This is a genomic window from Azospirillum sp. 11R-A, assembly GCF_049472615.1.
GTDB lineage: Bacteria > Pseudomonadota > Alphaproteobacteria > Azospirillales > Azospirillaceae > Azospirillum > Azospirillum palustre.
This window is the reverse complement of record NZ_JBCEBL010000001.1, coordinates 451,314-473,241: the sequence shown is the minus strand read 5'-3', so window position 1 is coordinate 473,241 and position 21,928 is coordinate 451,314. Positions and strand designations below refer to the sequence as shown.

Here is a 21,928-nt window from a genome sequence, read left to right as displayed (position 1 = left end):
GGGCCCCTCCGCACCGGTGCCCTGTCATTGTCCTGGGTGTGGGACATGGCGCCGGCGGGGCTTCTTCGCTCCGCCGGCGCACCCTTTTCGCAGTTGCAGCAATATCGCTCGCTTGACCGCCCGGGCATGGCGCCTGGTCCGGAAGCGGTCCAAAGGTTGCGCCGACAATTGTCAAATCATGAGAATTGACGTGCCTTCCAACCGTTATCGATTATAAAGTGCCGCCCCTTACCCCCTATTTGGCACCGCCTTGGCGTTCATTCCGGAACATTTGGCCCGGAATATCTGGCGGACCGGGAAAAGGCGTGCGGCATGAAGGCTCGGTTCAGGACGAAGATCATCATCGGCGTGGCAGCGGTTCTGGCGGCGGGCGCCGCCGCGGTGACGGCGGTGTCGCTCACCCTGTCGCGCGACGCCGGGCACAAGGCCGCCCAGACCCTGGCGGCCGAGATGGCGGACCGCCATGGGGCGCGGGTCGCCGCCGACCTGTCCGCCGCACTCGACGCCGCCCGTGCCGCCGCGGCCCTCGTGGAGGTCGAACGGTCCACCGGAACCCCGCGGCGTGAAACGGTGAACCGTTACCTGGCCCGTGTGGCGGACGCCAATCCGCTCTATGCCGGGGTGTGGGTGGACATGGCCGACGATGGGTTCGACGGCCGGGATGCGGCGTTCGCCGACCATGACCGCTCGACCGAGATTCTCGGCCTGCCCAAGACCGGCCGGATGAGCCTGCTGTGGCTGCCGGGGGACAAGGGGGTCCATGCCGACGACAGCGAGGGCTATCCCTTCTCCGACGTACAGGAGAAGGAATATTATAAATCGGCCGCCGCCGCCCGGAAGCCGGTCCTGACCGAGCCCTATCTCGACGACTTCACCAAGCGGCTGATGACCAGCGCCGCGGCGCCGGTGATCGACGGGACGGCAGGTGGGGGGCGGGTGATCGGCGTCACCGGGGTCGATATGGCGTTGAGCGGCCTGACCGACCTTGTCCGCTCGGTGAAGCCCTATGGCGACGGTTTCGCCGCGGTGCTGACCGGCTCCGGCCTCTATGTCGCCCATCCCGACGACGGCAGGCTGTCGAAGACCGCCGACGACCTGCCGGAGGCCGCCCGCCGTGCCGTCGCCGAGGGCCGCGCCTTCGACGGCCTCGTCATGCTTGCCGGGGCGCCGCATTATCTGCGGCTGGCGCCGGTGCGCTTCTCCGGCACGGAGGGGGCCTGGTCCTTCATGGTGGCGGCGCCGCAATCCAGCGTGATGGCCGATGCGAACCGGCTCGCCGTCCTGATCGTGCTGGTCAGCCTGGGCTGCGTCGCGCTGGGCTGCGTGGTGGCCTGGAAGGTCGGCGACGGCATCGCCCGGCCGGTCAGCGCCGTCACCGTCGCCATGGACCGGCTGGCGGCCGGCGATCTGGCGGTGACGGTGCCGGGTGCCGACCGCGACGACGAGGCCGGCGGCATGGCCCGCGCCGTCGAGGTGTTCAAGGAGGGGCTGGTTCGGGCAAAGGAGCTCGACCGCCAGCAGCAGGCCGACTGGCACGCCAAGGAGGTCCGCGTCGCGGCTCTGGCCGATTTGCAGAAGAGCTTCGAGGTCCGCGTCGGCGGCCTGACCGGGGCGCTGGCCTCGTCCGCCCAGCAGCTCGAATCGACCGCCCGCGCCCTGACCGGCATCGCCGACCAGAGCCTCGGCCGGTCGGAGCAGGTGGCCGCCTCCGCCAGCGCTGCCGCCGACAGCGTGCAGACCGCCGCCGCGGCGACGGAGGAATTGTCCGCCTCGGTCCAGGACATCGGCCGGCAGGTGGCGGACTCCGCCCGCATCGCCGATGCCGCGGTGTCCGACGTGAAGCGGGCCGACGAGGCGGTCACCGTTCTGGCGGAGAGCGCCGAACGGATCGGCGCCGTGGTGGAACTGATCAACTCCATCGCCGGCCAGACCAACCTGCTGGCGCTGAACGCGACCATCGAGGCGGCGCGCGCCGGTGAGGCAGGCAAGGGCTTCGCCGTCGTGGCGTCGGAGGTCAAGGGCCTCGCCAACCAGACCGCCAAGGCGACCGAAGACATCGTCGCCCAGATCAAGGGCATCCGCGATGCGACGCAGGAGGCGGTGACCGCGGTCCATGGCATCAACGAGACCATCGCCCAGGTCAGCCGCATCGCGTCGGGGATCGCCGCGGCGGTGGATCAGCAGGCGGCGGCGACCCAGGAGATCGCCCGCAGCGTGATCCGGGCGGCCGATGGGGCGCAGGAGGTCAGCGGCGGCATGGGCAACATCCGGGCGGGTGCCGGCGAAACCGGTGCTGCCGCCGACCAGCTGCTCGCTGCCGCCGCCGCGCTTGCCGGCCAGTCGAAGGATCTGACCCGCGAGATCGACGGCTTCATCGCCGGTGTCCGCAAGGCCTGAGGGGCCTGTTTCCCGTTATCCCACTGCCATCAGCCGGTCGGCTGGCAGCGTTTCCGGGATGTGCTGCGAGACATAGCCTTCGCTGTGGAGCTGGTCGTCCCTGGCGCCCAGCGCGCGGGCGGCGGCGACGCAGGAGTCGACGAAGGCGGGGCTGCCGGCGGTGAAGATGGCGTGGCCGGACAGGTCGGGGAACAGGCCGGGCAGGATGGCCGGGATGCGTCCCGCCAGATGGCCGGCGGTCTCCTCCCGCGTCAGGGTCACCTTGACCTTGAAGTTGCGGTATTTGGCCTGCCAGTAGCTCAGCAGGCCCAGCTCATACACGTCGGCCCGCGTGCAGGCGGAGAACAGCAGCGTCACCGGCGGGCGGTAGCCGCGGCGCAGCGCCGCGTCGGTCAGCGCCAGGATGGGGGCGAGGCCGGAGCCGGCGGCCATGCACAGCACCGGGCTGTCCACCGACGGGTCGCCGATGAAGGTGCCGTAGGGGCCGGACAGCTTGACCATGCTGCCGACCGTTAGCGTGTCGTGGATCCAGCCGCTGGTCGGGCCGCCGTCGACGCGGGTCACCTGCAGCACGATCTCGCCGTCCGGACGGGGCGCGTTGGCGATGGAATAGCAGCGCGGCGGCGCACCGGCGGCGGCATCGCCCAGCATCACATACTGGCCCGGCCAGTAGCGCAGCGGCTGGCCCAGCGGGCGCAGGCGCAGCTCCACGATGCGCGGCGTGCGCGGGATGCGGTCGGTGACGATGAACAGCACGTTCTCGCGCGGCGGGAACAGCTTGGGCTGGGCGTCGGCGGTGCCGTATTCGATCACCAGCTCGTCGGAGATCGGCTTGGCCATGCACATCAGGCCATAGCCGTCCTTCCGCTCCGGCTGGGACAGCGCCATGTCCAGGACCATGCCCTGGTCGAACTGGCCGCTGAGGACCTTGACCTTGCATTCGCCGCAGGCGCCGGCGCGGCAGTTGTTGGGCAGGGCGTAGCCGGCCTGTTCCAGCGCCGACAGGACGGTCTCGCCGTCACGGCACTCGACCGTGCGGCCCGAGGGGTGGAGGCGGATGCGGCTCACCGGCGGGATCCTTGGGCGGGATTGGAGATGGGCGGGATTGGAGACGTGATGCCCTCTCCCTGACCCTCGAAAGAGGGCAGGGAGAGGTGGAAGAGTTCAGGCAGGCTTGGCTCAGAACACCGGGATGATCTCGTCCATGTCGACGTCCCGGACTTCCTCGCCGGTGATGCCGACCTCGGGGATGGCCGGGAACGGGATGTCGTAGCGGTCCAGCACGCCCTTCAGGTTCAGCATGGCGTTGCGCCAGTTCTCCTTCTTCGCCTCGTAATCCGGGATGTGGAAGCCGGCGTTGCGGGCGATGGCCTCGGCCTCGCGCTGGGTGGCGATGAAGTCGTCGGGCAGATCCCAGAACTGGGGCGGCGGTTCGAACAGGACGGCGGACAGGAACAGGTAGCCGGCACGGATCTGCTTGGTGATGATCGAGCGGTCCTCCACCGCCAGATGGGTATAGTCGCGCTCCATCACCGACATGCAGATCGCCATGTGGCGGCCCTCGTCGCGTCCAATGTTGCGGAAGGCCTCCTTGAACACCGGCTCGCTGCAACCGGCCGCCATCTGGTGGAAGATGGTCGCCGCCGCGATCTCGCCCATCAGGAAGGAGCTGAACAGCACGGCCAGCGAGTATTTCGGAACCGCCTTCTTGTAGCCGTCCCAATAACGCCCGCCATTGTAGTAGAGCCAGTGGGCGTTCTTCTGCAACCGGCGGCCCAGATCGGTCTTCGGTTCGTAAGTCAGCGGGCTGGTGGCCTCCAGAAGCTTGGTAATGGCGAGGCCGCACATCTGCTCGTGGTTCTGCTCGTCGCGGGTGACCGAGAAGAAGCAGCGGCGGACGGGGTCCTCCTCATGCACCTCGTAGGTCTTGATCAGGGCATGGGCGAAGACCGGCGGCGCGGAGGCGTCGAACACCGACAGGATGGTCCACCAGTAGGCGATGGCCTCCCGCTCCTCCCAGCTGTAGCGCGACACGTCGAAGCTGTCCCAGGGCAGCTTGGCCGGGTCCCAGTTCTCGCGCTGGGCGGCGGCATAGACCTCTTCCAGCTTCTTGGTCTGCGACACCCAGGACAGCGGGTAGACGTTCGGCTGCGGCGTGGCGGGGGGCAGCTCCATCGTGTTGGCGATGGGGGTGTAGTCCTTGGACATGGGGGCGTTTCCTCCGGGGCATTTCGGCGGGCGCTCACATTTCCATCGGCGCCCTGTGGTCTTTATATGACACAGAAAAACAGCACTATCAACAATATGTGTATCGCTTTAAATCGGGAAGAATGCCCAGGTAATCCATTGATTTTAAAAACATAAGCGTGGGAAGGCGATGAATTGATCCAGATCAATTCGTTCGATCGACCAACAAAAATCGCGGGGTGGGTATCGGGATGCCCGGCGGGCAGGGCCGTGTTCAGGACCGGACGAGGACGGGAATGTTGCCGCGCACCAAGTCGCGGGCGGCGGGGTCGACATTGGCGACGATGCAGGCATGCATGTAGGCGCGGCTAAGCACATCGCGCGCGAACCCGACCCCGTGCGACCGTTGCCGGAATTCCTCGCTCCGCATCGGAGTGCCGAAGATCGCCTGCCAGAAGGTCGGCGTGTCGAGCGGGCCGAAATTCATCGCCCAGAAGCCGAATTCGGGGGCCTCGCCCGAGGTCTCCCGCAGCAGCGGCGTCACGTCGCGATGGCGCGGGTCGACGACGATGCGGGCGAACAACCGGTCCACCACCTCCGCTTCGCCTTCCAGAACCTGGAGGAAGATGCCCCCGAACTCGACCAGGAAGCCGGTGATGCCCTGTTCAGAGTTCTTGCGGGCGCTGAACAGACAGATGTCGGCAAGCGCACTGTAGGGAAGCCGGTCGATGGCCTCGCTGCGGTAGACGATGGTCAGCATCGACAGCTTTCCAGCCTTCGGTCGATTGGGAACGATCGTCGACTGTATCGTCTTTTTCTGGGCCTGACGTGTGGTGTTTTGGTGTGACTGCTCCCAGGACGCGGGAATTGCCCGATCCAAGAATGCTTATATTAGCCGGCGGCAATGGTCTCCAGCCCGCCGAACCGGCTCTGGAAGGCGGGCTGGGCTTCCGGCAAGGGGCCGTTGGCGGTGGTCGCCGCCTGCATCAGGAAGGCTTCCGACGGGCCGGCGAGACGGCGGTAGAGGTTGCGCGTCAGCATGCGCGATTCCTGTCCCGGCCAGTCCGCCGGCAACAGGTCGGGCGGCAGCATCGGGTCGCGCAGCAGGATGCGGCGGAAATCGTGGATCATCAGCGTGCGCAGGACGAAGCAGGCCGCCGGGTCCGGCGCCTCCGCGGCATCGACCGCCGCCCAGACCGGACGGAAGTGATCCAGAAACGCGGCATAGTCATGTTCGAGCTGATCGATGTCCCAACAGCCGCGCACCAGATCGCGCAATGCCCCGAAGCCCTCCGCCCGGTCCAGGCTGGCCTTCATGTGGACGATCCTGTCGGCCACGCCCAGCTCCGCCAGCGAACGGTGCATCGCCGCCTCGTCGCAGTTGGGATGGGCGTAGACGGTGGCCGACGCGGCGCCGAAGCCCTGCCAGGTCAGTTCCCGGCGCAGGGCATCCCGCGTCTCGGCATCCAGCGCGTTGGGCGGCACCATCAGCAGGTCCCAGCCGCGGTCCCATTCGCGGGCCAGCGGGGCGTAGATCCGCCGCTCGGCCGCCGCGAAGCGTTCCTTTCCGCTCTCGGTGACGCGGTAGAAGCTGCGCCGGCCGATCTGGGTGTTGGTCAGCCAGTCGTCCTTGCACAGCCGGAAGACCGAGGTGCGGACGATCCGCTCGCTCATGCCGAACAGGCCCATCAACTCGATCAGGCTGCCCAGCCACAGCGATCCACCATGCGGCAGAACCGCGTCGCCATAGACGGTGATGATCAGCGACTTCGCCCGCGGCGCGATGGTCTCGGTCAGCTGGGCGGCAAGGTCTTCGGGGCGGCGCGGGCGGGCCATGCGGAGGGGGCGTCCTTATCGATGCGGCTTTGAGTCGTGTGTCGAAGCGGGTGGCGCGACGGAGTTGTATACGAAACCCGGGGCCGGTTGGGCCAGTGCCACGGCAGCGCGGGCCGGGAGCGGAAAGCAGGGCGGCGGCCGATAGGAGGCAATTCGGACTTTCCGTTTGACAATCATTAATGTGATACACTAGGTTGGCGTATCAAAGTAAATTTGTGTCATAAAACGAAATGACGGTTTCCCGGCGCCAAGCCGGAGGGATCGCAAAGAAAAGGGGAGGCAGGCGGCAACATCCGCAATTCGATTGTGGTTGCGCCCGCCGAAATTTTTCTTTCGAAACCATTTCGTTTGAAACATTATGCGAGACAAATCGTTCCGCAGCGCCGGGATCGGGCCGCCGCCCGGTCCGGCGACAAGCGGGACAGCACTGGGAGGACATCATGCGCAATCGCCTGCTTGCCACCATCGCCTTCACCGCCATGACGGCCATGACGGCGGTGTCCGGTCTGACGCCGGGGGCCGCCCAGGCCGCGGACCCGATCAAGATCGGCGCCATCGTCTCGGCCACCGGCCCGGCCTCCTTCCTCGGCGACCCGGAGAAGAAGGTGCTGGAGCTGTATGCCGACCGCATCAACCAGGCGGGCGGTGTCGGCGGCCGGCCGGTGCAACTGACCGTCTATGACGATGGCGGTGCCGCGGACAAGGCGGCCTCCTTCACCAAGCGGCTGATCGAGAGCGACGGCGTCGACGTGATCGTCGGCGGCACCACGACCGCGGCGACCATGGCGGCGGTGCCGCTGGTGGAACGCGCCGGCGTGCCCTTCATCTCGCTGGCCGGCGCCGTGGTGATCGTCGAGCCGGTGAAGAAGTGGGTGTTCAAGACCCCCCACACCGACCGCATGGCAGCGGAAAAGGTGATGGAGGACATGAAGAAGCGCGGGCTGACCAAGCTGGCGCTGCTGTCGGAGGACAGCGGCTTCGGCAAGTCGGGCCGCGAGCAGACCGTCGCCGTCGCCAAGGAGCGCGGGATCGAACTGGTCGCCGACGAGACCTACGGCGCCAAGGACACCGACGTCACTGCCCAGCTGACCAAGGTCAAGAACAACGCGGCCGCGCAGGCGGTGCTGGTGTTCGGCCTGGGCCAGGGGCCGGCGGTGGTGACCAAGAACTACCGCCAGCTCGGCATCTCGCTGCCGCTCTACCAGTCGCACGGTGTCGCGTCGAAGGAATACATCCGTCTGGCCGGCGGTGCCGCCGAGGGTGTGCGCCTGCCGGCCGCCGGTCTGGTCGTCGCGGCACAGCTGGCCGACAGCGACCCGCAGAAGAAGGTCGTGACCGAATTCACCAAGGTCTACGAGGACAGCTTCAGCACCGAGGTGTCGACCTTCGCCGGCCATGCCTATGACGGGCTGATGATCGCGCTGGACGCGGTGAAGCGCGCCGGCGGCACCGACAAGGCCAAGCTGCGCGACGCCATCGAGCAGACCAAGGACTATGTCGGCACCGGCGGCACCGTGACCATGAGCGCCAAGGACCACATGGGCCTGACGCTGGACGCCTTCCACATGGTGGAGGTCCGCCAAGGCGATTGGGCGCTGGTGAAGTGACGAGCGCGGCCTGGATCCCCTCTTCCCCCTGCTCACGCGCAAACTTCGTTTGCGCTGACGCGACAGGCGGACCTCCGGTCCACCGAAAGCGGGGAGAGGGTTAGGGTGAGGGGGATGCACAGCGTGGCTTTTTTCGACAAGCGACGCCGTAGCTCCCCGTTCAATCCACTCCACGCATCCCCCTCACCCCGACCCTCTCCCCGGGGGGGAGAGGGGGAGTTGTGCGCGGGGGGAACATCAGGAACCCAACGATGTTCGCGGAACTGCTGCAATATCTGCTGTCGGGGCTGACCATCGGCGCGATCTATGCGCTGGCGGGGCTCGGCTTCTCGATCATCTACAACGCCAGCCACGTCATCAACTTCGCCCAGGGCGAGTTCATCATGATCGGCGGCATGGCGTCGGCCACCCTGACGGCGTCGGGCGTGCCGCTGCCGCTGGCGATCATGATCGGCTGCGGCGGCGCCATGCTGGTCGGCGTCCTGGTGGCGAAATTCGCGGTCGAACGCGCCCGCAACGCCTCCACCGTCACGCTCATCATCATCACCATCGGCGCGTCGATCTTCCTGCGCGGCGTCGCCGAGCTGGTCTGGGGCAAGGATTTCAAGCGGCTGGACGCCTTCTCGGGCGAGACGCCGATCCAGATCATGGGCGCCTCGATGCAGCCGCAGTCGCTGTGGGTGGTGGGCACCGCGGGCGTGCTGATCGTCGCCATCGGCCTGTTCTTCGCCAGGACGCTGACTGGCAAGGCGATCCTCGCCACCTCGCACAACCGGCTGGCCGCACAGCTGGTCGGCATCGACGTGAAGCGGGTGGTGCTGGCGTCCTTCGCGCTGTCGGCGGCGCTGGGCGCGGTCGGTGGCGCGGTGGTGGCACCCATCACCTTCTCCTACACCGAGATGGGCATCATGCTGGGGCTGAAGGGCTTCACCGCCGCGGTGCTGGGTGGGCTCGGCCACGGGCCGGGCGCCGTTGCCGGCGGGCTGATCGTCGGCATCGCCGAGGCGCTGGGCGCCGGCTACATCTCGTCTGCCTACAAGGATGCGGTGGCCTTCGTCATCATCCTTGCTGTCCTTCTCTTCATGCCGAACGGGCTGTTCGGCAAGCGCGGCACCGAACGGGTGTAAGGATTTATCTCCGATGAACGCACTCCTTCACGGGCGGCTGACCGGGCTTCTGGCGCTGGGCGCGGTGATCGCGGTCCTGCCGGCCTTCCTGCCCAACAACTTCTATCTCGACATCGCCATCCTCGCCGGCTTCAACGCCGTGGTCTGCGTCGGGCTGAACCTGCTGATCGGCTATGCCGGACAGATCAGCCTGGGCCATGCCGGCTTCTTCGGCATCGGCGCCTACGCGTCCGGCGTGCTGGTCGGCACTTACGGCTGGCCGCCGATTGTGGCGCTGCTGGCCGGCGCCGCCTTCGTCGGACTGCTGGCCTTCCTGGTCGCCAAGCCGATCCTGCGGCTGAAGGGCCATTACCTCGCCATGGCGACGCTCGGCATCGGCATCATCGTGTCCATCGTGCTGCGGACCGAAAGCGGCCTGACCGGCGGTCCCGACGGCATGATGGTGGAGCCGTTCAGGATCTTCGGCGTCGAGCTGTATGGCGAGAAGGTCTGGTACTGGGTGGTCGGCGTGCTGCTGGTCGGCGTGGTCTGGCTGTCGCTGAACCTGATTGATAGCCCGATGGGCCGGGCGCTCCGCGCCGTCCACGGGTCCGAGGTGGCGGCCGAGGTGGTCGGCGTCGACACCGCGCGCTTCAAGGTGCTGGTCTTCGTGCTGTCGGCGGTGTTCGCCAGCGTGGCGGGCAGCCTGTTCGCCCATTACGCCGGCCTGATCACCCCGGCCAAGGCCGACTTCTTCAAGTCGATCGAGCTGGTCACCATGGTGGTGTTCGGCGGCATGGCCTCGACCTTCGGCGCCGTCGTGGGTGCGGTGGTGCTGACGCTGCTGCCGCAGGCGCTGACGATCTTCCAGGATTACCAGCAGATCGTGCTGGGCGGCATCCTGATGGCGACGATGGTGTTCATGCCCAAGGGGCTGCTTCCCACCCTGGCGGCGCTGCTTCCGGCGCGGAGGCGGGCATGAAGATGCTGGCGACCACAGACCTCTCCCCGGACATGACCGCACAGGCCCGCCGCGTCGGCCCGCCGATCCTGAAGGTGGAGCATCTCAGCCGCGAGTTCGGCGGCGTGCTCGCCATCGGCGACCTCAGCTTTTCCATCGCGGCCGGCGACATCCATTCGATCATCGGGCCGAACGGGGCGGGCAAGACCACCCTGTTCAACCTTGTGACCGGCGTCTACAAGCCGTCGGGCGGCCGGGTGCTGTTCGACGGGGCCGACGTGTCGGGCATGGCGCCCTACAGGCTGGCGGCCCGCGGCATGTCGCGCACCTTCCAGAACCTGCAGATCTTCTTCAACATGACGGCGCTGGAGAACGTCATGGTGGGGCGGCACCTGCACCTGAACACCCGGCTGCTGCCGGCGCTGTTCCGCTTCCCCTCGCTGGTGCGCAAGGACCGCGAGGCGAAGGACCGGGCGGTGCAGCTGATGGCCGATGTCGGGCTGGAGAAGTATGTCGACGCCGACGCCTCCTCCATGCCCTACGGCGCGCTGAAGCGCCTGGAGATCGCCCGCGCGCTGGCGTCGGAGCCGAAGCTGCTTCTGCTGGACGAGCCGGCGGCCGGCCTGAACGCCACCGAAAGCCGCGAGATCGACGAGGTGATCAAGACGGTCGCGGCCAGCGGCGTGACCATCGTCCTGGTGGAGCACGACATGAAGATGGTGATGGGCATCTCGCACCGGATCACCGCGCTGAACCAGGGCCGCATGCTGGCCGAGGGCACGCCGCAGGAGGTGGGGGCCAACCCGGACGTCATCGCCGCCTATCTCGGCGCCGCACCGTAAGGAGGGCCACCCATGCTTCTGGAGATCGAGGGCCTCAACAGCCATTACGGCCGCATCCACGCGCTGAAATCGGCCAGCCTGACCGTGCGGGAGGGCGAGCTGGTGGCGCTGGTCGGCGCCAACGGCGCCGGCAAGACGACGCTGCTGCGCACCCTGTCGGGCGTCCATCCCGCCAGCAGCGGGCGCATCACCTTCGACGGCTGCGACATCACCCGGATGAAGGCGTCGCGCCGCGTCGCCGAAGGGGTGGTGCAGGTGCCGGAGGGCCGGCAGCTGTTCGGGCCGCAGAGCGTGGAGGACAATCTCCGCCTCGGCGCCTACCGCCGGGGTAGCGGCAAGCCGGACGACGACATCGACCGGCTCTACGAGATGTTCCCGGTGCTGAAGGTCAAGCGCGACCAGCCGGCCGGCACCCTGTCGGGCGGCCAGCAGCAGATCGTCGCCCTTGGCCGCGCGCTGATGGCGAAGCCGCGCCTGCTGCTGCTCGACGAGCCCAGCATGGGGCTGGCACCGCTGCTGGTCGCGGAGATCTTCGACGCCGTGCAGCGGCTGAAGCGCGAGGGCACCACCATCCTGCTGGTCGAGCAGAACGCCCATGCGGCACTCGCCATCGCCGACCGCGGCTATGTGATCGAGACCGGCGAGATCGTACTGAGCGACAGTGGTGCCGCCCTGCTGAGCAACGAGCGGGTGCGACAGGCCTATCTGGGGCTGTGATAGAGTCCCGTATCCGATCACCGCCGCGACACTTCAACGGACACACGCCCCTTGAAACTCCACACCTACTTCCGCTCCTCCGCCGCCTACCGCGTGCGCATCGCCCTGAACCTGAAGGGGCTGACGCCGGATCAGGCCTTCGTCCATCTGCGCAAAGGCGAGCAGGCCAAGCCGCCCTATTCCGACCTCAACCCGGAACATCTGGTGCCGGCGCTGGAGGTCGACGGGCCGGACGGTCATCATGTGCTGACCCAGTCGCTCGCCATCATCGAGTATCTGGACGAGACGCATCCCACCCCGGCGCTGCTGCCGGCCGACCCGCTGGGCCGGGCGCGGGTGCGGGCGCTCGCCCTGGCGGTCGCCTGCGACCTTCACCCGCTGAACAATCTGCGGGTGCTGAACCACCTGAGGACCATGGGCCACGGCCAGGAGGAGGTCGATGGCTGGTACCGGCACTGGATCGCCGTCGGCCTGACCGCGCTGGAGGCGCAGCTGGCCGGCGATCCGCGCACCGGCCGCTTCTGCCATGGCGACGAGCCCGGTCTGGCCGACATCCTGCTGGTGCCGCAGATGGCGAACGCCCGCCGCCTGGACTGCCCGCTGGACGGCTATCCCACGCTGCTGCGCATCGACGCGGCCTGCCGCGCCCTGCCGGCCTTCGCCGCCGCCCTTCCGGACCGCCAGCCCGACGCCGAGGCCTGAAACGTTGCCGCCTGCCGGCATCGCGAGCCCGACCTTTGTCCCCGCCAGATCACACGTCTCCCGTTGGTGTTAGCGGTTTCGCGACATCCTTCCGTGGTATAGAGGTAACGGGAAATCGGGTGCGGACGGCGGCCGGGCGATGTTGGGCAACTTCTCTTCGATGGCGTACGATCTTGCCGAGAACATCGCGGCGAGCGCCTTCGTCGTTCTTGCCTACACGTTTCTGATCCGCCGCTCCGGCGGCTGGAGCCTGTACACCCGCCAGATCGTCTTCGGCGCGGTGATGGCGCTGACCGCCATCTTCTCGATGGTCCACCCCATCCATATCGGGCCGGGCATCTTCATCGACGCGCGGGCTCCGCTGATCGGGCTGAGCGCGCTGTTCGGCGGTCCGCTCTCCTCCGCCATCACCGCCGTGACGGTCGCGGGGTACCGCATCTTCCTGGGTGGGGTGGGGATGGAGGCCGGCGTCGCCAACGCGCTGCTGTCCTTCCTGACCGGCGTCGGCTTCGCGATGTGGTCGAAGCGGCGCGGGATGGCGATGGGCGTCGGTCCGCTGCTGGGCTTCGGGCTGCTGCTGACGCTGGTGTCGACATCGACCCTGCTGCTGCTGCCCACCTGGGACCTTGCCTTGCAGGTGGGGCAGCGCACGGCGCCGGCACTGCTGGCCATCATCCCGCTCGGCACCCTGTTCCTGGGCGGCCTGCTGCTGCGCGAGCAGCGCCACCACGACGCCGAACGGCGGCTGGGCGAGAGCGAGGCGCGGTACCGCCTGCTGGCCGACAACGCCACCGACATGATCCTGGAGATGAAGGCCGACGGGGCGGTGCACTACCTGTCGCCGTCGGTGCGCGACATTCTGGGCCATAACCCGGCCGAGATCGTCGGCTCCGCCCCGGCCAACCTGCTGCACCCGGACGATCTGGAGAGTGCGGCGATGGCCTTCGCCGGGTTGCAGCCGGGATCGCCCCCCGTCACCTTCACCCACCGGCTGCGCCACCGCGACGGTCACTACCTGTGGGTCGAGTCCAGCATGCGGCCGACGGTGGGGTCCGACGGCGGTTTCGTGGTGGTCGGCGTGGTGCGCGACGTGACCGAGCGCAAGCGCTACGAGGAGGAACTGTCCGCCGCCCGCGCCGAGGCGGAGGCGGCCAACCGCGTGAAGTCGGAATTCCTGGCGTCGATGAGCCATGAGATCCGCACTCCGCTGAACGGCGTCATCGGCTTTGCCGACCTGCTGCTCGGCACCGAGCTGACGGCGGAACAGCGCCAGTATGTGTCGCTCCAGCGCGAGGCCGGGCGCGGGCTGCTGGCGATCATCGGCGACATTCTGGATTATTCGAAGATCGAGGCCGGCAAGCTGGAGCTGGAGGAGCGCGCCTTCGACCTGCACCGGCTGCTGCGCGACTGCCGCGACCTGATGAGCAATGCCGCCTCGCAGAAGGGGCTGCTGCTGCAACTGTCGCTGGGCGGCACCGTTCCGCGCTATGTCCGCGGCGACGAGGCGCGCATCCGCCAGATCCTGCTGAACCTCGTCGGCAATGCGGTGAAGTTCACCGAACGCGGCTCGGTGCTGGTGTCGGCCGGGCTGCTGTCGGGCCAGGGGGGCGGCGAGGGAGAGGCCGTTCCGGCGGCGCATGTGCGGCTTTCGGTGAGCGATACCGGCCCCGGCATCCCGGCGACCGATCAGGCCAACCTGTTCCAGCGTTTCAGCCAGGGCGACCGTTCCACCACCCGGCGCTATGGCGGCACCGGGCTCGGCCTCATCATTTCCAAGCAGCTGTCGGAGCTGATGGGCGGGCATATCGGCGTGCAGAGCAGCCCGGGGGTGGGCAGCACCTTCTGGTTCGAGCTGCCGCTGCCGGTCGCCACCGCGCCGGGGCTGTCCACCGTCGAGCGCAGAGATGCGGCACCGACCCGCAGCGCCCGCATCCTGCTGGCCGAAGACGTGCCGATGAACCAGATCGTCACCTCCTCCATCCTCTGCAAGGCCGGCCATACGGTCGAGGTTGCCGAGGACGGCATCCTGGCGGTGGAGGCGATGCGCCGCGGCGAGTTCGACCTCGTCCTGATGGACATGCAGATGCCGCGGATGGACGGCTTGCAGGCGACTGCGGCGATCCGTCAGCTTGGCGGGCGGCGCGGCGCCGTGCCCATCATCGCGCTGACCGCCAACGCGCTGACCGATCAGCTCCAGCTTTGCCTGGATGTCGGCATGAACGACCATGTGACCAAGCCGATCGAGCGCGAGACGCTGCTGTCCGCGGTCGGCCGCTGGCTCGAGGCCGGGACGGATGGGATGCTGCCGGAGGGGGATGCCGTGGAAGAGGCGACGGTGCTGGCCGGGGTGGCGACGGTGTCGGACAGCGCGCCGGTGCTGAACCGCGCCACGCTGGACACGCTGGCCGAAACGCTGGGCGCGGACGTGCTGCCCCGCTTCATCGCCGGAACCTTGGCCGAGTTGGCCCTGCGCACCGACCGCATCAGCGAGGCGGACTCGTCGAAGGCCGCCGCGGCCGACGCCCATGCCATGGTGTCGCTGGCGGGCAATGTCGGCCTCTTGGAACTGTCGCGCACCGCTCGCAAGCTTCAGCATGCCTGCGAGCAGCAATGGCCGGACGAGCCGGTGCTGAAAGCCGACCTGCGCGACGCCGTCAACCGCGCCTCCTCGGCGCTTCAGGCGGCGCTGCCCACGCTCGGCGTGGCGGTGGAGACGGCCCGCTGAGCCGCCCCCCTACCGATTGACGATCAGGGCGACGCCGGCCACCGCGACCGCGGCGCCGGCCCAGGCGCCCAGCGACGGGCGCTGGCCGGTCAACAGCCACATCATCGGCAGGATCAGGACCGGGCTGAGCGCCGACAGGGTGGCGACCACGCCGGCATTGCCGTGGGCCAGCCCGACCAGCAGCAGCGTCATCCCCAGCCCGACGCCGAGCAGCCCGTTGCCGGCGATCTGCAGCATCAGCTTGGGCGTCAGCCCGCGGGGGACCAGCAACCCGCCGAACCCACCGGCACCTGCCACCGCCGCGCCGCCGTTAACCCCGGCGCGAACCCCCTCGCGAACCGCCGACAGCACGCCGATGGCCGTGAACATCAGGGCCGCCGTGGTGACCCGCACCGCGGCCGACGCAATCGGATCGGCGCCCGCCGTCATCACCGGTTTGGCGATGATCGAGCCGGCGGCCTGACCGACCGCCGCCAGCAGGCAGACCGAAACGCCGGCCAGCAAATTGCCCTGCATCGCCTCCCAGCTGTGGGTGGAGCCGGAGCGCAGGGCCACCGCCAGCATCACCCCCAGCGTGACCAGCGCCACGCCCAGAACGGTCCACGGCCCCAGCGCCTCCCCCAGCAGGGCATAAGCGAGCAAGGCGGTCAGGGGCGCGTTGGCGGCATAGATCACCACGTTGCGGCGCGGTCCCAGGCGGCTGAGCGACCAGAACAGCGCCATGTCCCCCACCACGATCCCCAGAAGCCCCGAGAGCGCCAGCGTCAGCGCGGCCCCGGTGTCCAGCGTCTGCCAGCCGCCCAGCAGGGTGGTGGCGACCAGCAGGGCCGCGGCGACGATGGTCAGGCGCACGCGGTTGAAGGCGATGGAGCCGAGCACCCGCACCGGTCCGATGGCGATCAGGCCGCCCGCGGCCCAGCACAGCGCCGCGCCCAGCGCGGCCATGTTGGCGATCATGATGGAACTGCGGACCGTCGGTTGAGGAGGGGGGACAGGCACTCTACAGCCGCCGCCCTCTGCCTGCGAAATGAGCAAGATGCATGGCCGGGCAGATCTTCGACCGCTCCGCCGGAACCGTGCCCGGCCCAAGACCGTTGATTCCATCGGAACACGCCCCCCCGAGCGGGATCGCCATGGGCATGACCGGATGGACATGGTCAACCCGAGGGGCCAACCCCGAGGAGCCAACCCGAGGAGCACGCGACCGATGCGGACAAATTTCACAAGGTTCGGCCCCGTCGCCCTCGTCATGGCGGCCGGGCTCCTCGCCGCCCACGGGGCAGCGGCCCAGGCGAGTTGCGGCGCGATGGTGGACCAGTTCGCCGCCGATCTCGGTCTGTCGACCGACCCGCCGCCGGTCGCCGTCCCCGGTCCCGGTGGCGGTACCGGCACGCCCGGCCTGTCGGGCTCCACCCCGCGCGACGAACCGGGGTCCGGCAGCGGCAGCGACCGGCTCGCCCAGTCCGGCGGCATGGTGGCGCCTCCCGCCGTCGGCGACCGGTCGGTGGTCGAACCGCCGGCCATCGGCAGCAACATGCCGACCGCTCCGTCCATCAGCCCCCAGGCCAGTTCGCAAGCCGGCCCCCAGGCCAATTCGCGGACGCCGCCTGACAGCGGTCCCGGCGGCTCCGGCGGTGGGGACGGGCTGATGGGGCAGGCGGCGCGGAACGCCCAGGTGGAATCGCTGGTCACTGCGGCCCGCAGCGCCGCCCGCGACGGCGACGAGACCCGCTGCATGACCAGCCTGAACGATGCCCGGCGCCTGTCGCGGACCGCCCCAGGCGGCCATGGCGGCTGATGACATCGATTGCCTTATCAATGATTTCGAGGAACCGCGCATGATCTTCGAACTTGGACCCTTTCCGCCCTCGCCGCCGCGCGAACCGTCGGTGCCGGATGACTCGATGCCGGTGCCGGGCGATCCGGCGCGTCCGCCGCTGGGAGAACCGCCGGGCCCGATCCCGGTTCCGCCGCGCGAGCCGCCGCCGGCACCGGACCGCCTGATGGACCGCCTGATGGGCTGAGGCCCGTCCATCGGGCCCCCAGGGGTGTGATTTAACGGCCTGTCCGGCTTATTCGGAGCGGTCCCGACTTGCCAAGAGCGCGCGGACGGGCGATGTGTCAGGGGTTGGCGTCCACCGGTCCATGAGATGGACCGGCAAGGGCGCCGCTTCTGTTTGCCGGAGTTCGGGTTTCCCATGCACAATCAGCCGCCCCGCAGCCACGTCTATCGCCAGCCCAACGTCGTCGCCACCCAGGTGACGGCCACCGTGAAATGGTTCAACCCCGAACGTGGCTACGGCTTCGTCAAGGTCGGCGACAGCGGCAAGGACGCCCTGCTGCCGGCCTCGCTCGTCGTGCCCGCCGGCCACACCACCCTGCCGGACGGCGCCACCGTCGTCGTCGACCTCGTCGAGGATCGCAAGGGCCAGCAGGTCAGCGTCCTGCACTCCGTCGACCTCTCCACCGCCGCCGCCCCGGCCCGTCCGCAGGGGCGCGAGCGCAGCTTCGGGGACCGCGGCGACCGGGGCTTCGGTGACCGGGGTGGGGATCGGGGCGGTGACCGCGGCGGAGATCGCGGCTTCGGTGCGCGCCGCGATGCCGGCGGCCCGCGCGACCGCGGCTTCGGCGACCGTGGTGGCGACCGGGGCGGCTTCCAGAGCCGCAACCAGGATCGCGGTTTCCAGGATCGGGGCTCCGACCGTGGCTTCCAGGATCGAGGCCAGGACCGGGGTTTCCAGGATCGTGGTGGCCCCCGCCGGCCGCAGCAGGCCAGCGGTCCGACCAGCGAGATGGGCGCCACGGTGAAGTGGTTCAACGGCGGCAAGGGCTATGGTTTCGCGCAGCCCGACGACGGCGGGCGCGACGTCTTCATTCCGGCCCGTGCGCTGGAGAGTGCCGGCCTGCGCGGGCTGGATGACGGGCAGCGCGTGCGCATGACCGTCCGCCAGGGCGAAAAGGGCATGGAAGCGGTCAGCCTCAAGATCGAGTGACCGCCTCCATCCGGTGATCAGCTGTCCGACGGAACCGAGGACTGGCCCAGATGCGCCGCCGCTTCCCGCTGGTTGCGGGCGGCGGCGTCATCGGGAACGGCCAGCCCGGCATCCGGGCTGTTGACGCGGGGACCGCCGGAGTTGCGGCGGTCCTCCTCCTCGATCTCGCGGGCGGCCTGCGCCCAATGGTCGAGATGGCGGTTGTCGGGCCGCCCCTCCTCTTCCCAAAGCCGGTAGGCCCGTTCACGGACCCGCGGGTCGTCCGGACCCGATGTGTCTTCCATGATGGTCGGTTCCTGTTGTCGAGGGAGGCCGCTCAGGTCCGGTCCGGCTCGGAGGGGGAGGAAATCCGTTCCAGCGTGTCCTGGACCGCACGGTCGTTCTTGGCATCTGTGGCAAGGTCTCCCAGCGAGACGATGCCGGTCAGCCGGTCGTTGCGGTCCACCACCGGCACCCGCCGGATCTGCTGGCCCGCCATCAACTGGGTCACGCTGCCAACCGGGTCGTCCTCGTAGCAATAGCGGGGATTGGCGGTCATCACCTCCGACACCTTGCAGCGGTCGGGCTGCTTTCCGGCGGAGATCGCCCGGATGGTGATGTCGCGGTCGGTGACGACGCCGACCAGATCCCGCCCTTCGCAGACGGGCAGGATGCCGACGTTCAACTGATCCATCAATTGCGCGGCCCGGCGGATGCTGTCGTCGGGCCGTACCGTCTGCACGTCGCGGGTCATGATCTCGCGGATTTTCATGCGGGGGCTTCCTGAAGCAATGGCGGGGAGAGCAGCGGCGAGGGCAGGCTGGAGGTGGTACGCGGTCCTCCTGTCCCGTCCTCAACAGATGCACCGGTCCGCCGTCCCGCTCAACCTACCCAGTAGAGTGGATCCACCCCGAAGAGCAGGGGGTGCAGCATCAGCATCCCACCATAAACGGCAAGCCCGCCGATCAGTCTTGCCGGCCCCATCTCCGCCAGTCCGCGCAGCGCTCCGCGCCAGCCCTGCGGCCCGGTCAGCGGCAAAAGCGAGGTCTCGTCCCGGTAGGCGCGGCCGGCGGGGCTGCGGCGCAGCACGATCTCGTTCTTCACCAGCGCGAACAGGGCGATGGCCGCCATGGTGCCGAACAGCAGCACCCGGCGCCCGTCGCCGGTGGCGTTCAGGTGCGCGCATGCCCACAGCAGCAGCGCCAGGCTGCCCGGCGCGCGGGTCAGGCGGTAGATGCCGCGGGGCGGGTTCGGCGCGCCCTGGCTGCCGAAGCGGGTGGTGACGCGGGCGACCAGCAGCAGGAAGACGACGGGCATCGCCACCGCCACCAGCGGGGCCGCCCAGTCGAAGGGCGTGAACACCACATCCCCGCCGTCGGCGGCGCGGTAGGCCAGCACGAACAGGGTCAGCGTCAGCAGCGAGCCGACGGAATGGATCGTCACGAAGCCGCCGCGGCCGAGCCGGGCGATCAGGGCGGGCCGCACCCCCGGCCAGGACGGCAGGGCATGGCTGAGGAACAGCAGGGCGGCGGCGAGGGCGAGGGATGCGGTCATGATGGAGACACTGAACCGTGTACGAACGGCCTCTGCCTTGATTGGGGTCAAGATTGGGGTCAGGGGGGATGGAAAAACGGGGAACGCCGGCAAGGTCCGCACGGTTCACTGGAGACGGCTTTCTTTTCCCCGACCCCCCGTGGACCCAATGACCGAGTGGATCATCCAGATCGTGCAGCAGTTCGGCTATCTCGGCATCTTCCTGATGCTGATCCTGGCCCGCGTGCTGCCGCCGGTGCCGGCAGAGACGGTGATCCCGCTGGCCGGCATGGGGGCCGCGACGGGTGAGTTCAACCTGCTGCTGGTGGCGCTGGCCGCCGGGGCGGGGTCCGCGGTGGGGGAGCTGGTGTGGTACCTGCCGGCCCACTGGATGGGGCGCGAGCGGTTCGAAGCCTTCCTCCGCCGCCACGGCCATTGGCTGACGGTGAAGCCCGAGCAGGTCCACCGCGCCACCGAATGGTTCGCCCGGCGCGGCGGCGTCGCCGTTCTGCTGTGCCAGCCGCTGCCGGGGCTGCGCACGCTGATCTCGGTTCCCGCCGGGGCCTGCGGGCTGCCGATGGCGGTTTTCCTGCTCTATGCCGCCGCCGGGGCGGCGCTGTGGTCGCTGGTGCTGGCCGGCACCGGCTATCTGGTGCGGGTCGGCTTTCCCTGGATCGCCGACTGGATGGTGCCGGGGGCGCTGGTGCTGTTCATCGTCCTGCTGGCCGCCTATGTGCTGCGGCTGGTCCGCCACCGCCGCGACAACCGCCGGGCGGAGCGTGACGGGATTTCGCGCAGCGGCGGCTGAACCGGCGCGGAACCTTCGCCCCGGCTGGTGCGTTTGAGGCGCGAGACGTCCCGAAAGGACATGGCCGAAGGGACATGGCTTGAGGGGGACACGACCTTGGCCCGCCCCCGGTTTCCGGCGTGAAGCCCGATCCGAAAGGAACCGACCAGATGACCCGCAAATCCGCAATGACGAACCGGTGGCGAGCCGCCGCCGTGTTGTCGGCGGCGCTCGGCATGGCCGCCTGCGCCTCCGACGTGCCGCCGCCCACCGCCCAGCTCGGCGCCGCGTCCCAGGCGGTGCAGGAGGCCGAGCGCGCCAACGCCCTGCAATATGCCCCGGTGGCGTTGCAGAGCGCCCGCGACAAGCTGGCCTCCGCCGACAAGGCGATGCGTGCCGACGAGCGCACCCGCGCCCGCCGCCTTGCCGAAGAGGCCCGCGTCGATGCCGAACTGGCGACGGTGACCTCGCAGCGCGCGGTGACCCAGCAGGCCGCCACCGCGGTGGCCAAGTCCGCTGTCTCCAACACTCCGCGGTCGGCCGCCGCGCCGGACGTGGCGCCGGTCTACAGCGGTTCGACGTTGGGCAGCACGCCGTCCGGCGGGGCCGGCTATGGCGGTTCCGGGATGACCGGTTCCAGCTATCCGGCTCCGTCCGCGGTTCCGCCGGCACCGGCCGGCTCGCTCGGCACGGTGGGCGGTTCGGGTGTCGGAACCAGCGGCGGCAACAGCTGGGGCTACAGCTATCCGGAGGTGCGTCAATGACCGCGTTCGCTTCCCGCACCATTCTTGTCCTCGCAGGTCTCGGCCTCGGGCTGGCCGGTTGCGCCACCCAGCCCACCGACAGCGCCGCCCTGACCCAGGCGCGGCAGGATTACAGCCTCGCCGCCGCCAACCCGCAGGTCGCCGGCAACGCCCCGCTTCAGCTGCGCGACGCCGAGACGGCCTTGCGCCGTGCCGAGGCGATGCGCGACCAGGGCGCCGATGCCGCCGAGGTCGACCACCAGGCCTATATCGTCAGCCGCCGGGTCCAGATCGCCCAGGAGACGGCCGGGGTGAAGGGCGCCCAGACCGTGGTCGCCAACGCCGACACCTACCGCCTCCAGGCCCGCAACACCGAGCTGGAGCAGCAGCTGCGCGACCTCCAGGCGCAGCGGACCGAGCGCGGTCTGGTCATGACGCTGGGCGACATCCTGTTCGCCACCGGCCGGGCGGAACTGACCCCCGGCGCCTATGAGCGCATCGACCGGCTCGCCCAGTTCCTGCAATCCCAGCCCGGCCGCACCATCCGGATCGAGGGCCACACCGACAGCACCGGCAGCGACACCACCAACCTGCGCCTGTCGGAAGCCCGCGCCAACTCCGTCCGCGACGCCCTGACCATGCGCGGCGTCTCGCCGGCGCGCATCGTCACCCAGGGCATGGGCGAGGCGCAGCCCGTGGCCGCCAACAACACCGATGCCGGCCGCCAGCAGAACCGCCGTGTCGAGATCGTCATCTCCGACGATGGCCGCGTCGCGGAAACGCGATAAGTCCAGACATGGAAATCCTCTCTCT

At 69.1% G+C, this 21,928-nt stretch carries 22 protein-coding genes; 14 read left to right on the top strand and 8 right to left on the bottom strand.

Going from position 1 to position 21,928, the window contains the following annotated elements; translation table 11 throughout:
• Positions 1 to 312 precede the first annotated feature (312 nt).
• Positions 313 to 2,397, top strand: coding sequence for a methyl-accepting chemotaxis protein (locus VH569_RS02285; protein WP_423313699.1), 2,085 nt, complete (start codon positions 313 to 315; stop codon positions 2,395 to 2,397).
• Positions 2,398 to 2,412: 15 nt separating this feature from the next.
• Here the strand turns inward: VH569_RS02285 and VH569_RS02280 are convergent, their stop codons facing one another.
• From VH569_RS02280 to paaX, 4 genes are all read right to left on the bottom strand, one after another.
• Positions 2,413 to 3,465: a 2Fe-2S iron-sulfur cluster-binding protein gene (locus tag VH569_RS02280; RefSeq protein WP_423313697.1), complete on the bottom strand. Its 1,053-nt coding sequence runs from the start codon at positions 3,463 to 3,465 to the stop codon at positions 2,413 to 2,415.
• A 111-nt stretch (positions 3,466 to 3,576) separates the two neighbouring features.
• Positions 3,577 to 4,605, bottom strand: a complete 1,029-nt coding sequence (locus VH569_RS02275) for a hypothetical protein (protein ID WP_423313695.1) — start codon at positions 4,603 to 4,605, stop codon at positions 3,577 to 3,579.
• Positions 4,606 to 4,858: 253 nt separating this feature from the next.
• A complete protein-coding gene (locus tag VH569_RS02270) occupies positions 4,859 to 5,344 on the bottom strand; it encodes a BLUF domain-containing protein (protein ID WP_423313693.1) in 486 nt (161 codons plus the stop codon).
• A gap of 131 nt (positions 5,345 to 5,475) precedes the next feature.
• Complete coding sequence (gene paaX / locus VH569_RS02265; protein ID WP_395459142.1) at positions 5,476 to 6,420, bottom strand: phenylacetic acid degradation operon negative regulatory protein PaaX; 945 nt, start codon at positions 6,418 to 6,420, stop codon at positions 5,476 to 5,478.
• 440 nt (positions 6,421 to 6,860) lie between these two features.
• Between paaX and VH569_RS02260 the strand changes: the two genes are divergently transcribed.
• The 7 genes from VH569_RS02260 to VH569_RS02230 all read left to right on the top strand — a co-directional run bounded on the left by VH569_RS02260 (position 6,861) and on the right by VH569_RS02230 (position 15,080).
• Positions 6,861 to 8,027 carry an ABC transporter substrate-binding protein gene (locus VH569_RS02260; RefSeq protein WP_423313690.1) on the top strand — a complete coding sequence of 389 codons (1,167 nt, stop codon included), beginning with the start codon at positions 6,861 to 6,863 and terminating at the stop codon, positions 8,025 to 8,027.
• A gap of 251 nt (positions 8,028 to 8,278) precedes the next feature.
• Positions 8,279 to 9,154, top strand: a complete 876-nt coding sequence (locus VH569_RS02255; RefSeq protein WP_109048007.1) for a branched-chain amino acid ABC transporter permease — start codon at positions 8,279 to 8,281, stop codon at positions 9,152 to 9,154.
• A 13-nt stretch (positions 9,155 to 9,167) separates the two neighbouring features.
• Positions 9,168 to 10,115, top strand: a complete 948-nt coding sequence (locus VH569_RS02250) for a branched-chain amino acid ABC transporter permease (protein WP_423313687.1) — start codon at positions 9,168 to 9,170, stop codon at positions 10,113 to 10,115.
• A complete protein-coding gene (locus VH569_RS02245) occupies positions 10,112 to 10,936 on the top strand; it encodes an ABC transporter ATP-binding protein (RefSeq protein ID WP_423313685.1) in 825 nt (274 codons plus the stop codon). The genes VH569_RS02250 and VH569_RS02245 overlap by 4 nt, the downstream gene beginning before the upstream one ends.
• Positions 10,937 to 10,948: 12 nt before the next feature.
• Positions 10,949 to 11,653 (top strand): ABC transporter ATP-binding protein, encoded by a 705-nt coding sequence (locus tag VH569_RS02240; RefSeq protein ID WP_109048004.1) that lies wholly within the window; start codon positions 10,949 to 10,951, stop codon positions 11,651 to 11,653.
• Positions 11,654 to 11,704: 51 nt separating this feature from the next.
• On the top strand, positions 11,705 to 12,355 hold the full coding sequence (gene maiA / locus VH569_RS02235) for a maleylacetoacetate isomerase (protein ID WP_423313682.1): 651 nt from the start codon (positions 11,705 to 11,707) through the stop codon (positions 12,353 to 12,355).
• 160 nt (positions 12,356 to 12,515) lie between these two features.
• Positions 12,516 to 15,080, top strand: coding sequence for an ATP-binding protein (locus VH569_RS02230; protein ID WP_423313680.1), 2,565 nt, complete (start codon positions 12,516 to 12,518; stop codon positions 15,078 to 15,080).
• A 9-nt stretch (positions 15,081 to 15,089) separates the two neighbouring features.
• On the opposite strand, the gene VH569_RS02225 is transcribed toward VH569_RS02230, so the two are convergent.
• Positions 15,090 to 16,037 (bottom strand): DMT family transporter, encoded by a 948-nt coding sequence (locus VH569_RS02225; protein ID WP_423313678.1) that lies wholly within the window; start codon positions 16,035 to 16,037, stop codon positions 15,090 to 15,092.
• A 250-nt stretch (positions 16,038 to 16,287) separates the two neighbouring features.
• On the opposite strand from VH569_RS02225, the gene VH569_RS02220 reads away from it, so the two are divergent.
• The 3 genes from VH569_RS02220 to VH569_RS02210 all read left to right on the top strand — a co-directional run bounded on the left by VH569_RS02220 (position 16,288) and on the right by VH569_RS02210 (position 18,073).
• The gene (locus VH569_RS02220) at positions 16,288 to 16,878 is read left to right on the top strand and encodes a hypothetical protein (protein WP_423313676.1); all 591 of its coding nucleotides are present in this window, start codon (positions 16,288 to 16,290) and stop codon (positions 16,876 to 16,878) included.
• Between the two features lie 40 nt (positions 16,879 to 16,918).
• Positions 16,919 to 17,104 carry a hypothetical protein gene (locus tag VH569_RS02215; RefSeq protein ID WP_174470945.1) on the top strand — a complete coding sequence of 62 codons (186 nt, stop codon included), beginning with the start codon at positions 16,919 to 16,921 and terminating at the stop codon, positions 17,102 to 17,104.
• A 174-nt stretch (positions 17,105 to 17,278) separates the two neighbouring features.
• Positions 17,279 to 18,073, top strand: coding sequence for a cold-shock protein (locus VH569_RS02210; RefSeq protein WP_423313673.1), 795 nt, complete (start codon positions 17,279 to 17,281; stop codon positions 18,071 to 18,073).
• A 17-nt stretch (positions 18,074 to 18,090) separates the two neighbouring features.
• Here the strand turns inward: VH569_RS02210 and VH569_RS02205 are convergent, their stop codons facing one another.
• The 3 genes from VH569_RS02205 to VH569_RS02195 all read right to left on the bottom strand — a co-directional run bounded on the left by VH569_RS02205 (position 18,091) and on the right by VH569_RS02195 (position 19,606).
• Positions 18,091 to 18,357: a DUF2934 domain-containing protein gene (locus tag VH569_RS02205; RefSeq protein ID WP_423313671.1), complete on the bottom strand. Its 267-nt coding sequence runs from the start codon at positions 18,355 to 18,357 to the stop codon at positions 18,091 to 18,093.
• 32 nt (positions 18,358 to 18,389) lie between these two features.
• Positions 18,390 to 18,824, bottom strand: a complete 435-nt coding sequence (locus tag VH569_RS02200) for a CBS domain-containing protein (RefSeq protein ID WP_109047997.1) — start codon at positions 18,822 to 18,824, stop codon at positions 18,390 to 18,392.
• Between the two features lie 110 nt (positions 18,825 to 18,934).
• The gene (locus tag VH569_RS02195; RefSeq protein ID WP_423313669.1) at positions 18,935 to 19,606 is read right to left on the bottom strand and encodes an NnrU family protein; all 672 of its coding nucleotides are present in this window, start codon (positions 19,604 to 19,606) and stop codon (positions 18,935 to 18,937) included.
• Between the two features lie 148 nt (positions 19,607 to 19,754).
• Between VH569_RS02195 and VH569_RS02190 the strand changes: the two genes are divergently transcribed.
• From VH569_RS02190 to VH569_RS02180, 3 genes are all read left to right on the top strand, one after another.
• The gene (locus tag VH569_RS02190) at positions 19,755 to 20,393 is read left to right on the top strand and encodes a DedA family protein (protein ID WP_377808675.1); all 639 of its coding nucleotides are present in this window, start codon (positions 19,755 to 19,757) and stop codon (positions 20,391 to 20,393) included.
• 149 nt (positions 20,394 to 20,542) lie between these two features.
• Entirely contained in the window at positions 20,543 to 21,136 is a 594-nt protein-coding gene (locus VH569_RS02185) for a DUF4398 domain-containing protein (protein ID WP_423313666.1), read from the top strand.
• Complete coding sequence (locus VH569_RS02180; RefSeq protein ID WP_423313664.1) at positions 21,133 to 21,903, top strand: OmpA family protein; 771 nt, start codon at positions 21,133 to 21,135, stop codon at positions 21,901 to 21,903. Before VH569_RS02185 ends, VH569_RS02180 begins: the two co-directional genes overlap by 4 nt.
• The last annotated feature ends 25 nt before the right edge of the window (positions 21,904 to 21,928 follow it).